This is a genomic window from Chryseobacterium caseinilyticum, assembly GCF_014837145.1.
Lineage (GTDB): Bacteria > Bacteroidota > Bacteroidia > Flavobacteriales > Weeksellaceae > Chryseobacterium > Chryseobacterium caseinilyticum.
This window is the reverse complement of sequence record NZ_JACYFS010000003.1, coordinates 314,659-327,294: the sequence shown is the minus strand read 5'-3', so window position 1 is coordinate 327,294 and position 12,636 is coordinate 314,659. Positions and strand designations below refer to the sequence as shown.

The following is a 12,636-nucleotide window of genomic DNA, read 5'->3' as shown; positions in this document are numbered from 1 at the left end:
CTGAATATTAATTGTGATTTAAATATGACAAATATCAATTTTAAGATTTATTTAGAATAATTAAAAAGAATATATTTGCAGAAAATTAAGTCTACATGAATAAGCTATTGATTTGTGCGTCACTGCTAGGAACAGTTTTCGCTTTTGCACAGGAAAAAGATTCTGCCAATTCTAAAAGTATAGAAGAAGTAATCATTAATACAATGGTGAAAAAATTGGACACAGAATCTTCGAATAAAATGCCGATGAAGTTCATCGAAAACCCTCAAGTTTATTCTTCTATTGACAAACAGATTTTAGAAAATCAGAATATTTTCACGGTTGACGATGCGTATAGAAACGTAACCGGTCTACAAAAAATGTGGAATCCAACGGGAAGAGCCGGAGATGGCGGTTCATACTTCGTTTTGAGAGGTTTCCCTTCTCAAGCTTCTACCAGAAATGGTTTGGTTGCTCCTGTTACCTCTACAATCGATGCAATAAATGTTGAAACATTAGAATTCTTAAAAGGTCCTGCCGGAACACTATATGGAAGTACAGTAGCTTCTTATGGTGGTCTTATCAATAGAGTTACCAAAAAACCTCAGCAAAATTTCTTTGGTGCAGTATCTGGTTCTGCTGGAAGTTATAATACATACAGAGCAACAGCAGATGTGAACGCTCCTATCACTAAAGACTTATTTTTTCGTGTAAACACAGCATATACAAATGAAGGAAACTTTACTAAAACCGATGCAAAAAACCAGTACACAACCTTTGCGCCAAGTCTTACTTGGAATGTTTCCGACAAACTTCAGTTGAATGTAGATTATGAAATGTTCAACAACCGAGTAACAGCAAACCCTTATTTCTTCTACCTTTCACCAGATAATTTGAATCAGATTAACAACATGAAAGATTTGGAAAAAGCGGCTGGTTTAGATTATAAAGAATCTTACACCGGTAAGGATTTGTACATGACTGCAAGAAACTCCAATATTTTTGGAAATGCAAAATGGAAAATCAATAATAACATCACATCCAATACATACATCAATAATTCCGATTCTTACTCAGATGGCTACAATCCCTATTTTTCGATTGCCTATGATGATGTTTCGTCCACTTACAATGTAACAAGAGCCGACCAATCTACCAATAAAAGTAAGAAATCTTGGTTCCAAATTCAGCAAAACTTCAATTTCAATTATGATTTTTCAAACGGAATGAAAAATAAAACAGTTGTTGGTTTTGATTATATGAGAACAACGGAAAGAGCTCGTTACAAATATTTAAACTTTAATTTTGATACTGTAGCGGCTTCTGGTGCAGATTATTCGGGGATGAATGCAGATGCTTTGGCTGCGCTTTATGCCAATCCTGCAAACGTTTCGTCATGGGATTATCTTAGAGATTTAAATACTTATTCAGGATATATTTCCAACTTGTTTACACCAATTGCCAACTTGCATATTATGGCAGGTCTCCGTTATGAAAACAATGATTATTTGGGAGGAATGGTAGGACCTCCAACAGGAGCAACAGCTGAAAAGGCATTTAACCAATCCGCATTTTCACCTAAGGCAGGAATTGTTTATGAAATCGTAAAAGACAAATTCTCAGTCTTCGGAAATTATCAAAACTCTTTCAAATCAAACGGATATTACACTTCTGATGTAGCTGGAAATACTACTTTATCTGATGCAGAAACAGGAAATCAGTTTGAAGGTGGTTTCAAGGCAAGTTTATTTAAAAATAAATTTAATGCGACGGTTTCTTACTACAACATCCAGGTGAAAAACCAATTGCTTTACACTGGAGAATACACTGCAAATTTTGCTTCAGTTCAGCAACAAGCAGCTTCTACGCTTAGTAAAGGTTTTGAGTTGGAAGTAAATGCCTACCTTGTAAAAGGTTTCTCATTAGTAGGAGGTTTAGCTTACAACGATACCGTAGATGAGTCTACAGATTTTAGACCAACAACCGCAGGATCTTTCTGGAATGCAAATTTCAACTTGGCTTATCAGTTTGTTGATGGAAAAGTAAAAGGTCTTGGTTTTGGATTTGGTGGAAATTATGCCAGCGACAATAACGTAACAGGTGATTTCATTTTACCGGAATACTTTGTTTTGAACGCCAATGCATTTTATGATGCGAAGAAATTCAGAATAGGAGTAAGGGTAGACAACTTTACCAATGAACATTACTGGACTGGATATTCTACTGCAAATCCGCAGAAATTAGCAAACTTCTTAGGAACAATTGTATATAAATTTTAAAGGATTAATTTAATAAATAACTACCTCTGGCAGATTCACAAATTTCTGTCGGAGGTTTTTAAATTTAAATCAGCAGATTTTATTCATTCTAAATTAAATCTTACTTTATATTTGCACAACGTTAGAATTCATGAGAAAAAAACATCACCATAAAAAGAAACCCTCCGCATTTAAAAAATGGACAGGCAAGATGCATCTCTGGCTGGGAATGTCGGTTGGGCTTATTATTTTTATCGTTTCCATTACCGGAACTCTGTTTGTCTTTAAAGATGAAGTGGAAAACTTTACAAGAAAAGAAGTCATCTACCACAACGAACAGAATATCGCTCAAAAGCAGGTATTGCCCATCCGTGTTCTGGAGAAAATGGTTGATGAGCAGGTGAAAGAGAAATATAAAATCCATTGGGTCAACGTTCCTATTGATAAAAAAATGTCTTATCAGTTCTACTGGTACGAGCACAACACCGCAGCCTGGAATTATTTTGATGAATTTCCTGTCTACAAATCAGCTTACGTCAATCCTTACACAGGAAAAGTTTTAGAAGTCTTTGACGAAAAAAACGGCTTTTTTCAGATTGTAAAATGTATTCACTGGAGCTTTTTGCTGAAGCAGGACTGGGGAAAATATGTTGTGGGAATTCCCGTGATCATTTTTGTCATTATGCTGATTTCAGGGATAATTCTTTGGTGGCCAAAAAACAAAGCTGCAAGAAAGCAAAGATTCTCATTTAAATGGAAAAATATCAAAAGCTGGAAAAGAAAAAACTATGATCTTCATAACGTCCTGGGTTTCTACACTTCTATTTTTGCTTTAATCTTCTCAATCACCGGTTTATTTTATGCATTCTTTGTAGTTCAGGCGATGATTTATTTTGTTTTTTCGGGTGGCAGCACAGTCTATCCCGATTTTTCTCACATTACTACAAAAGCACCCGTTGAAATGAGAAACGAAACCACTTTAGACAAAGTTATTGCAACCGTTCATGCAAAATATCCAAGTTCTTACGGCTTTGCAATTGATTTGGGGCATCCGCACATGGATGATCATGAGCACCCGAATTTCTCAGTTTTTGTGAAGCATCTCTCCTACTCTTACCACAAAAACAGCAGTTTGATCTTTGATGAAAATTCTGGTGAACTGCTCCACACCTACAACCACGAAGACAAGAACTTTGGTGAAAAAACAGTGGCTGCGAATTACGACATCCACGTTGGATCTATCTTAGGATTACCTACAAAAATCATTGCATTTATTGTCAGTCTCATTTGTGCTTCACTTCCGGTTACCGGCTTTTTAATTTGGTGGGGACGGAGAAAAAAGACAAAAAAAGCAATCCAGATTCTGAAATAAAATACGTTTCATAACTATTAATACAATCTTTTTTATAAATTTATTGCCTCGAAATTATACAATAAGAAAATGTCAGTAGTAGATTTGTCAAAACAGGTTGCATTAGGTATCGATATCGGTGGAACCAATACTAAATTTGGTCTAGTCAACCACAGAGGTCAGATTTTAACCAAAGGTTCCCTATCAACCGACCAATACGGCACACCTGAAGAGTTTGTAGATGCACTTTACAGCGAAATTCAGCCTTTGATTGAAGAGTTTTCCGACAGTGGTATTGAAGGTATCGGTGTAGGCGCTCCCAACGCAAATTACTACAGAGGGACTATAGAACTTGCTCCCAATTTACCATGGAAAGGCGTTATCAGTTTTGCTGATTTAATGACTGCAAAATTCAACAGTCCATGCAAGATGACGAACGATGCCAACGCCGCAGCTTTGGGCGAAATGATGTACGGCGCAGCGAGAGGCATGAGAGATTTCATCATGATTACCCTCGGAACCGGTGTAGGAAGCGGAATTGTTTCCGGCGGACATCTTATTTACGGCAGCGACGGATTTGCCGGTGAATTAGGACACACTATCGTAAAACCTGGTGGCAGAAAACACTGGAGCACAGGATCTGAAGGCAGTCTCGAGTCTTATGCATCAGCTACCGGAATTGCTATCACAGCCAAGAAAATGCGTGCAGAGTTCCCGGAATCTATGCTGAACCAATATCCTGAAGAGTCAATCAATTCCAAAACAGTTCATGAATGTGCTTTGAAAGGCGATCCTGTAGCTGTTGAAGTTTTTAGGTATACAGGTCAGAAACTGGGTGAGGCACTCGCCAATTTTGTGATGTTCTCTTCTCCACAAGCCATCCTTTTGTTTGGCGGTGTGATTAAAGCAGGAGATTTTATTTTAAAACCTGCAAAACTTCACATGGAAAGAAATCTTCTTCCGATTTTCAGAAATAAAGTGAGATTGGTGTTCTCTGAATTGGATGAAGCTGACGCTGCTATTTTGGGTGCAAGCGCGTTGGTTTGGGAGAAATAAATTTTAGTTTAAATTAATAACACAAAGCATTCTTTCATGGATGCTTTTTCGTTTGAATATTAGTAGTGAAAAGAGATAGCGTTCCTACGGAACGCGCCAGCACAATCGACTGTTCTCTACACAGATATTGCTCCTATGGAGCAGTCAATAATCAAATGTCAATCGAAAATCCTGTAAAAGCCGCAGAGCGTCATCCTGTTAATAGAAACAATATGCAGCCACACGCAAAAGCTCCGTAGGAGCGGCCTGGTAATTCCTGTAAAATCTCTTAGAAATATTTCTCCCAAAAATTCACCCCCATCAGTCTTCCAATTTACCCGCATGATTTATCCAATTCATCCGCATGAATTCTTTAACTTACCCGTATGAATTTTTGATTTAAATTAAAACCTGTAAAATTTAGACGTGTAAACCTGTAAATTCACACGTCTAAATCTTCCAAATTACACGTCTGAATTCTTTAGTTTACACGTCTCATTTTTTCTGATGCTCTTTTTAAATTTCAATTATTTACCGAAACATACCTTAAACCCAACTCTTTTGGCAAGATTTTTCCTAATTTTGATAGGCTTTTAAAAGCATTTTAAATTTAAATAAGATTCAATAAAAAAATGGATACAAATCAATTTGAACAGATCACTTTTGGCGGAGGATGTTTTTGGTGTGTTGAGAGCTGTTTCAACATGCTGAAAGGTGTAGAATCGGCTGTTTCCGGATATTCCGGCGGACATAAAGACAATCCGAACTATGAGGAAGTCTGCACCGGACAGACCGGTCATGCCGAAGTGGTACAGCTTACCTACGATCCTCATGTAATTTCCTACGAACAGTTGATGGATGTATTTTTCTTCCTTCATGATCCTACCCAACTCAACAGACAGGGCAACGACATCGGAACCCAGTACAGATCGGTAATTTACTACAAAGACGAGGCTGAAAAAGCAAAGGCCGAAGCAGCTATGAAATTATCACAGGAATCCGGAAGATGGAATGGAACTTACGTTACGGAACTTTCACCTCTCGAAAAATTCTGGCCGGCTGAACAGTATCATCAGGGATATTACAGTGAAAATCCTACTCAGCCATACTGCAGCGCAGTGGTAGGTCCCAAAATTCAGAAGTTTAAAAAACATTACGGAGAATTGGGATTAATTACAGAAAATTAAGGTTAAGGCTTAGGTTAAGACTTAAGGAAAGATTGTCTAAAGGTAAAACAATGCAAAACATGCATTTATCTTAATACACATTTACCGATGTTTCCTTAAAAAACTTAACAACTAACGGCTTAATTACTTGGTGTAGATGCTTCCAGCATGACAAAATCATGTATTATTCATACAAAAATGCAGGCTATCAGCCTGCATTTCTTATAATCGTAAATTACTTTGTCCTATTTAATCTCCACACATCCTACTCTCCCACCGGCATTTCCTGTTGGCTGAGTCTGGAAATCATCCGCTGCAGCGTGGATGATCATACCTTTTCCGAGAATATTTTTGGTTTCATCTACACAGTCAAGACACCATTTGTCAGTCTTAAAAGTCAACTCAGCGTTTCCTTTTGCGTCCGCAGTAAGATTCCCAATGTCACCCATGTGGAAATGCTCACCACCCCATCTTCCGTGATCCATTTTTGATGGATTCCAGTGTCCTCCTGTTGATTCGCCGTCAGGTGAGGAGCAGTCGGCTTTCTCGTGAAGGTGAACTGCGTGAATTCCGGGTGTGAGATTTTTAGCTTTAATCTTCAGTGTTACTTCACCTCCGGATTCGGTAAAACTTACGGTTCCGGCAGTTGTCGTATTGCTTTTCGGAAGGATGTCGTAGGTTTTACTGGCTCCGCAAGATACGGTGAACAGGGCAAAACCACCTAATAATGTAATTGTTTTTAAATTCATTTTATTAATATTTTAGAATGTGAATAATTTTAAAATGAAAAAAATCTCAAACCAAAGAAGTCTTAAGATATCATCAAAATACGGTTCGGAGTTTAAAAATTACCATTCAGTATATTTTAATTGAACGCGTTTTATGAACTGTGTACTTTTACATCAAATTATTAGCCAATGAAAACTTTCAGTCTCAGATTACTCCTTTTAAGTTTCACCTTTATTTTTATTTCTGCATCTTCCCAGATAAAGATTTCAGGAAAGGTAAGCTATAAAAACAGAGGAATTCCTCAGGTAAATATTACACTAAAAGGCACTTACGACGGAACAACATCCGACAGCGAAGGGAATTTTTCATTTGAAACTTCCGAAAAGGGAAATCATATTCTACAGTTTTCGCATCCAAAGTATATCGATACCGAAAAGTCTTTGATTATCGAAAATAAGAACATTGAACTGTCGGTGGATATGAAAGAACAGATCAGTGAGATTGATGCCGTAGTGATCACAGCAGGTTCTATCGAGGCGAGCGACAGGAACAGAGCCACTGCACTGCTTTCTCCACTGGATATTTACACCACAGCTGGCGCAGACGGACAGATTTCTTCTGCATTAAATTATCTTCCGGGAGTACAGAAAGTCGGCGAAACCGAAGGGCTTTTCATCCGTGGCGGTACAGGTTCTGAAGCCAAAATCTTCATGGACGGAAACCTGATCAACAATTATTTTTCAAATTCAGTTCCGGGAATTGCGGGAAGAGACCGATTCAATACTTCACTTTTTAAAGGAAATATATTCTCAAGTGGTGGTTATTCAGCTTTGTATGGGCAGGCACTTTCAGGTGCTTTGATGCTGGAAAGTGTAGATCTTCCCGACCAGTCTTCTTACGATTTCGGAGTGGCTCCGATTTTATTAAACGCTTCATTTCAGAGAGTGAATGATGAGAAAACACATTCCTACGGCGCAAGTGCAGGCTATTCAAATTTAAAACTGATGCAGGAAGTTTTTAATTTTAATACCAATTTCCACGAACCACCGAGCGGATTTAATGGCGATGCCAATTTTAGAATTAAAACAAAGTCTGGCGGCTTTCTGAAATATTATGGTATGTTCAGTACCGATGTGATGGGCGTGAAAATGCCAAGTCTTGAACCTGATTATGAACATTCATTAATTAATTTAAAAGGAAAAAATACTTTCCACACGCTTTCCTACCGTCAGAAATTTGGAAGATACCTTTTAAATTTAGGAACATCATATACATTTAACCGTTCGGATCTGCGTTTTGCAACAGAAAATCAATCCGTAAAATCAGACGAAACAAGAGTTTTGAATGACGGAAATTATCTGAACTTTAAAGCCGTTTTAGAAAGAAAGATCAACAGAATAAGTGCTGTACGGGGTGGTTTTGAATTAAATCATGCTCAGGAAGAACTTTCTGTTCAGGACATCAACAAAAATTATTCAGATCTTATTTCTTCGGCTTTTGTGGAAACAGATTTAGGCTTCAGCAACAGGTTTTCAGCTAAAATCGGGGCAAGAGGAGAATATTCTTCTTTCCTGAGAGCCGCTAATTTCGCACCCAGAGCTGCTTTAGCATACCGCTTGGCGAAAGACTGGACGACTTCCCTCGCCTACGGAATCTTCTATCAAAATCCGGAAAGCAGGTACGTCAATTCACCGGCAAAACTCGGTTTTCAACAGTCTCAGCATTATATTTTCCAGCTTCAGGGCAATGTGGAAGGAAGAAGTTTACGGTTTGAAGCTTTCTACAAAAATTATGATGATCTGATCAAAGTACAGAATGTCGCCAACATTCCCGGACAGTATCAACCGGTACAGACTGCCGTCAACAACAACGGAAATGGTTTTGCAAAGGGGGTAGAATTCTTTTTCAGAGACAAAAAGACTTTCGAGAATATCGATTACTGGGTGAGTTACTCGTTTTTAGATTCAAAAAGAGATTTCCTGAATTATCCGATGACTTTAAAACCATCATTCGCTTCTGAACATACTGTTGCTGTAGTGGCCAAAAGGTTTTTCCCTAAACTTAAATTCGGAACCAACCTGTCATTTAATTATGCCAAAGGCCGTCCGTACTACGATATTGTAAGCAACAAAGGCGAAAATATCATCCGGAATGAAGGCAGTCTGAAGGATTTCAGTTCGCTCAATTTAAGCTTCAATTATCTGCCTAATCTCGGTAAAAAAGATGCGAAGGCATTCACTATTTTTGTTTTGAGTGTTTCTAATGTTTTGGGGAGAAATAATGTTTACGGATACAATTTTTCCTCCAGCGGGAACTTCAGATCAGCAGTCGTTCCGCCTGTGAATACCTTTGTTTTCGTAGGAATGTTCATAAGTTTCGGAGTAGATAAAACGCAAGATGCCGTCAACAACAATCTTTAGAAAAAACAATTATATTTAACTTTAAAAATTTTACAATCATGAAAAAATTACTTTTAAGTCTGGCTTTAAGTTTAGTAAGCTTATCCACTTTTGCACAGACCACTTACGAAAAAGCAATGTCTGATAAAATCGCAAAGATCGAAACCAGTAAAACGGCTGATGAATTCCATGCTTTGTCTAATGATTTCGTAAGAATTGCCGATAAAGAAAAAGGAAAATGGCTTCCGAATTATTACGCAGCACTGGCACAGATTCAGAAAGGAAGAACACTGATGCGCGAAGGAAAAATGGATCAGCTGGACGCCGCTGCAGATGCAGCACAGAAATATGTAGATCTCGCAATGACTGCGGATGCCAACAATTCTGAGATCTATCTTCTTCAGAAAATGATTTACTCTCTGAAAATGGTCGTTAACCCAATGGAAAGATACATGACTTTTGGAATGAAAGCCGACGAACAACTGAAAAAAGCAGAAAGTTTAAACCCTCAAAACCCGAGAGTGGCTCTTATAAAAGCAGAAGATACCTATTTCACTCCTGCGCAGTACGGCGGAAGCCAGACCAAAGGAATTGAACTCTTCAAAGTGGCTTTGGAAAAATACAGTTCATTTAAACCTAAAACTGCATTAGATCCGAACTGGGGCAAATCTGAAGCTGAATATTTTGTCAGTCAGGCTGCAGGAAAATAATCTAATTTTGTGCAACGCTTTTTGAGCCTGTATACAATTTATGAAACGTAAGAATCTTATCACATTAGCCTGGATATCTTTAGGAACGTCAATGTTTTTCTTTTTCGCTTTTACAGACGAAAAGACACTGGAGAACTTTGTGCTGACCATACTCATTTCCTTTATGTACTCTTTTATTCTGGGTGCAGGAAACGGTTTGATCAATGATTATCTGAACAAAAAATTTCCGTGGTCTGAGGCTACTACAAAACGTGGAATCATCAGCATTGTGACGATATTGATTGCGAATATTATTCTCGTGTATTTCTGCAATTATATGAATTTTGTGGTCTTCCAGAAAGCGGCAACCACCGAAGAATATTTTACCGGAAGGTATAATTTTATCAACTGGTTTACCATCAATGTTGCGCTGCTGATCTCGGCCTTTCTTCATGCGAAAGGTTTTATGGACGAACTCAAGAAAACCTCCAGAAAAGAAGTTGTAGAGCAGAAACTCATTGCCAAATCTGCCAACGCTCAGTTTGAAAGTTTAAAAAATCAGCTAGACCCTCATTTTCTTTTTAATTCTCTTAATGTTTTAAGTTCGTTAATCGATGAAAATCCGAAACAGGCTCAGAAGTTTACAGCTTCAATGTCAAAGATTTACAGATACGTTCTGGAGCAGAAAGATAAAGAACTGGTAACAGTACAGGATGAACTGGATTTTGCTAAAACCTACTGTGAACTGCTGAAAACAAGATTCGAGGACAGTGTAGATTTTGTATTTAATGTCAACGAAAATGATCTGAGAAAATTCGTTGTTCCGCTTTCGCTACAGCTGCTTCTGGAGAACTGCATCAAACATAATTTTGCGACCTCATCAAAACCACTAATCATCAAGGTTTTTACAGAAAATGACTGTCTCTGTATTGAAAACAATCTTCAGGCAAGGGAACAGCTGAAAGAAAGCGCAGGAATCGGTCTGTCAAATATCGTTCAGCGTTACGCTCTTTTAACCAGGAGAAATGTCTTCATTGAAAAATCTGAAGATTATTTTAAAATTAAATTACCCGTTCTCGCTGATAAACCACAAATTGCAGTTGAAAAGACTCACGATGAAAACGAAGCCTATCTGAAAGCCAGAAAAAAGGTGAAAGAAATGAAATCTTTCTACGCAAACCTCATCTCTTACTGCATTGTGATTCCTTTTTTAATTTTTGTAAATCTGTTTACAAGCAGAGAATATCTTTGGTTTTGGTGGCCGATGCTGGGTTGGGGAATTGGCGTGGCGTCGCACGGATTTCAGGTTTTTGCAATTGGAGACTCCTGGCAGGAAAGAAAAATTCAGGAAATTATGAACAAACAAAAAAACGGAAATAATGGATCAGTTTAATCAAAATGACTTTCGGTATCAGCAGGCGAAAAAACAGGTAGAAAAGCTGCGTGGCTTCTATGGACATCTGTTTTCATACGTTGCTGTGAATATCCTGATTGCGATATTTAATTATTACGATTTACGACCTGGAGAAACTTATTTTCAGTTTAAAAATTTTACGACGGCAACTTTTTGGGGAATTGGTGTTCTGATACATGCGCTGTTTGTATTTTTCCCGAGGTTCAGTTTTTTCAGAAACTGGGAAGAGAAAAAAATAAAAGAACTGATGAATAAAAACAATCAGCATGGAAACTCTTGAAACCATCTTCTATTTATCAGTCGCCGTCTGGTTTGCAACAGAAATCTATTACAAAAGAATTTTAAAGTCTGATGAAACGGCTGAAAAAAAGGACAGCTCAACCCTGAATACCCTTTGGATTGTGATTATGCCATCAGTTTTTTTGGGCGTATTTATTTCAAAAACAACGACATTTAAAATTACAGATCAGGACTGGATTTACTTTTCAGGTTTAATCATGATTATCACAGGTGTTTTTATCCGATGGATCATTATTCGGAGTCTCGGAAAATATTTTACTGTAGATGTCAGCATCCGGCAGGATCATAAAATTAAGCAGGATGGCATTTATCAGATTTTGAGGCATCCGTCGTACAGTTTTTCACTGCTCACATTTTTAGGTCTTGGCCTGTATCTCAATAACTGGATTTCTTTATTTATTGTTTTTATTCCCGTCTGCATCGCGTTCAGATACAGGATTGCTGTAGAAGAAAAAGCTTTGATAGAAACTTTCGGAGATGATTACCTCAACTACCGAAAAAGAACAAAAATGCTGATCCCGTTAATTTACTAAGATCAGTTTACTTATTAAAAAAATAATCCCGATTCGTCTGAGTCGGGATTTTTGCTGTTCAGTCGCCAAAAATGACCGTTCGGTTAGATAAAGTTGAATTGGGGTGGTTTTCTGTTCTACATTTGTCTCAACAAAAACAAACAGATATTAATTTTTAGAATAAAACATCATGGAAAATCTTACTTACAACAAAGAAAATTTAGCTTACGAAAAAGCAGCAAAAAGAGTAAAAGACCTCAAAGGCTTTTATGGAAATCTTGCTTCGTACTGCATCGTCATTCCGTTTTTAATTATCATTAATATGATCACGTCTCCCGAACATTTATGGTTTTACTGGCCGATGTTAGGCTGGGGAATTGGAATTGTTGCTCATGCCGTAAACACTTTCGGGATCGGAAAAGACTGGGAAGAGAAAAAGATTCAGGAAATCATGGACAGAGAAAAAAGAAACGTAAAATCACTTTAATTACAAATTAATAACAATTTAAAAATAAACATCATGGAATATCAAACTGCACAACAAAGAGTAAAAGACCTGAAATCATTCTACAAAAACTGCATGTGGTTCGGAATCGTAGCTTTAATCATCTTCACGAGAAGATTTATCAAATACGGAGATTTCACGGAAGCCATATCTACCGGTTCAATCATTCTTACAGTCTGGGGAATCATCATTGCGGTAAAAGCGGTAAAACTGTTTATTTTAAATTCTGAATGGGAGGAAAAGATTTTACAGGACGAAATGAACAAGACCAAAAAGCCGATAAATTTTTAAGGAAAGAA

At 37.5% G+C, this 12,636-nt stretch carries 13 protein-coding genes; 12 read left to right on the top strand and 1 reads right to left on the bottom strand.

Annotation, left to right across the window (positions count from 1 at the left end; all coding sequences use genetic code 11):
* The first annotated feature begins 95 nt into the window (after positions 1–95).
* From IC610_RS12190 to msrA, 5 genes are all read left to right on the top strand, one after another.
* A complete protein-coding gene (locus IC610_RS12190) occupies positions 96–2,258 on the top strand; it encodes a TonB-dependent siderophore receptor (protein ID WP_191737104.1) in 2,163 nt (720 codons plus the stop codon).
* A 130-nt stretch (positions 2,259–2,388) separates the two neighbouring features.
* On the top strand, positions 2,389–3,609 hold the full coding sequence (locus IC610_RS12185) for a PepSY-associated TM helix domain-containing protein (protein ID WP_191737103.1): 1,221 nt from the start codon (positions 2,389–2,391) through the stop codon (positions 3,607–3,609).
* A 69-nt stretch (positions 3,610–3,678) separates the two neighbouring features.
* Entirely contained in the window at positions 3,679–4,644 is a 966-nt protein-coding gene (locus IC610_RS12180; RefSeq protein WP_056083371.1) for an ROK family protein, read from the top strand.
* 65 nt (positions 4,645–4,709) lie between these two features.
* Positions 4,710–4,883 carry a hypothetical protein gene (locus IC610_RS12175; RefSeq protein ID WP_191737102.1) on the top strand — a complete coding sequence of 58 codons (174 nt, stop codon included), beginning with the start codon at positions 4,710–4,712 and terminating at the stop codon, positions 4,881–4,883.
* A gap of 372 nt (positions 4,884–5,255) precedes the next feature.
* Complete coding sequence (msrA, locus tag IC610_RS12170; protein ID WP_191737101.1) at positions 5,256–5,810, top strand: peptide-methionine (S)-S-oxide reductase MsrA; 555 nt, start codon at positions 5,256–5,258, stop codon at positions 5,808–5,810.
* Positions 5,811–6,034: 224 nt separating this feature from the next.
* Here the strand turns inward: msrA and IC610_RS12165 are convergent, their stop codons facing one another.
* Positions 6,035–6,538 carry a superoxide dismutase family protein gene (locus tag IC610_RS12165; RefSeq protein ID WP_191737100.1) on the bottom strand — a complete coding sequence of 168 codons (504 nt, stop codon included), beginning with the start codon at positions 6,536–6,538 and terminating at the stop codon, positions 6,035–6,037.
* 168 nt (positions 6,539–6,706) lie between these two features.
* Here IC610_RS12165 and IC610_RS12160 point away from each other — a divergent pair, with 168 nt between their 5' ends.
* The 7 genes from IC610_RS12160 to IC610_RS12130 all read left to right on the top strand — a co-directional run bounded on the left by IC610_RS12160 (position 6,707) and on the right by IC610_RS12130 (position 12,628).
* Positions 6,707–8,938: a TonB-dependent receptor gene (locus tag IC610_RS12160; protein ID WP_191737099.1), complete on the top strand. Its 2,232-nt coding sequence runs from the start codon at positions 6,707–6,709 to the stop codon at positions 8,936–8,938.
* A 38-nt stretch (positions 8,939–8,976) separates the two neighbouring features.
* Positions 8,977–9,627: a hypothetical protein gene (locus IC610_RS12155; RefSeq protein ID WP_191737098.1), complete on the top strand. Its 651-nt coding sequence runs from the start codon at positions 8,977–8,979 to the stop codon at positions 9,625–9,627.
* A gap of 40 nt (positions 9,628–9,667) precedes the next feature.
* On the top strand, positions 9,668–10,999 hold the full coding sequence (locus IC610_RS12150) for a 2TM domain-containing protein (RefSeq protein WP_191737097.1): 1,332 nt from the start codon (positions 9,668–9,670) through the stop codon (positions 10,997–10,999).
* Positions 10,986–11,300, top strand: a complete 315-nt coding sequence (locus tag IC610_RS12145) for a 2TM domain-containing protein (protein ID WP_191737096.1) — start codon at positions 10,986–10,988, stop codon at positions 11,298–11,300. The genes IC610_RS12150 and IC610_RS12145 overlap by 14 nt, the downstream gene beginning before the upstream one ends.
* Positions 11,287–11,853: a methyltransferase family protein gene (locus tag IC610_RS12140; protein ID WP_191737095.1), complete on the top strand. Its 567-nt coding sequence runs from the start codon at positions 11,287–11,289 to the stop codon at positions 11,851–11,853. Before IC610_RS12145 ends, IC610_RS12140 begins: the two co-directional genes overlap by 14 nt.
* A 169-nt stretch (positions 11,854–12,022) precedes the next feature.
* Positions 12,023–12,319: a 2TM domain-containing protein gene (locus tag IC610_RS12135; protein ID WP_191737094.1), complete on the top strand. Its 297-nt coding sequence runs from the start codon at positions 12,023–12,025 to the stop codon at positions 12,317–12,319.
* A gap of 33 nt (positions 12,320–12,352) precedes the next feature.
* Positions 12,353–12,628 carry a 2TM domain-containing protein gene (locus IC610_RS12130; RefSeq protein ID WP_056083343.1) on the top strand — a complete coding sequence of 92 codons (276 nt, stop codon included), beginning with the start codon at positions 12,353–12,355 and terminating at the stop codon, positions 12,626–12,628.
* The last annotated feature ends 8 nt before the right edge of the window (positions 12,629–12,636 follow it).

What these genes read in the sequence shown, in the direction of transcription:
- IC610_RS12180 (WP_056083371.1), top strand. Translation starts at nt 3,679, where the DNA reads ATGTCAGTAGTAGATTTGTCAAAACAGGTTGCATTAGGTATCGATATC.
- msrA (WP_191737101.1), top strand. Translation starts at nt 5,256, where the DNA reads ATGGATACAAATCAATTTGAACAGATCACTTTTGGCGGAGGATGTTTT.
- IC610_RS12140 (WP_191737095.1), top strand. Translation starts at nt 11,287, where the DNA reads ATGGAAACTCTTGAAACCATCTTCTATTTATCAGTCGCCGTCTGGTTT.
- IC610_RS12155 (WP_191737098.1), top strand. Translation starts at nt 8,977, where the DNA reads ATGAAAAAATTACTTTTAAGTCTGGCTTTAAGTTTAGTAAGCTTATCC.
- IC610_RS12165 (WP_191737100.1), bottom strand. Translation starts at nt 6,538, where the DNA reads ATGAATTTAAAAACAATTACATTATTAGGTGGTTTTGCCCTGTTCACC.
- IC610_RS12160 (WP_191737099.1), top strand. Translation starts at nt 6,707, where the DNA reads ATGAAAACTTTCAGTCTCAGATTACTCCTTTTAAGTTTCACCTTTATT.
- IC610_RS12150 (WP_191737097.1), top strand. Translation starts at nt 9,668, where the DNA reads ATGAAACGTAAGAATCTTATCACATTAGCCTGGATATCTTTAGGAACG.
- IC610_RS12135 (WP_191737094.1), top strand. Translation starts at nt 12,023, where the DNA reads ATGGAAAATCTTACTTACAACAAAGAAAATTTAGCTTACGAAAAAGCA.
- IC610_RS12185 (WP_191737103.1), top strand. Translation starts at nt 2,389, where the DNA reads ATGAGAAAAAAACATCACCATAAAAAGAAACCCTCCGCATTTAAAAAA.
- IC610_RS12130 (WP_056083343.1), top strand. Translation starts at nt 12,353, where the DNA reads ATGGAATATCAAACTGCACAACAAAGAGTAAAAGACCTGAAATCATTC.
- IC610_RS12145 (WP_191737096.1), top strand. Translation starts at nt 10,986, where the DNA reads ATGGATCAGTTTAATCAAAATGACTTTCGGTATCAGCAGGCGAAAAAA.
- IC610_RS12190 (WP_191737104.1), top strand. Translation starts at nt 96, where the DNA reads ATGAATAAGCTATTGATTTGTGCGTCACTGCTAGGAACAGTTTTCGCT.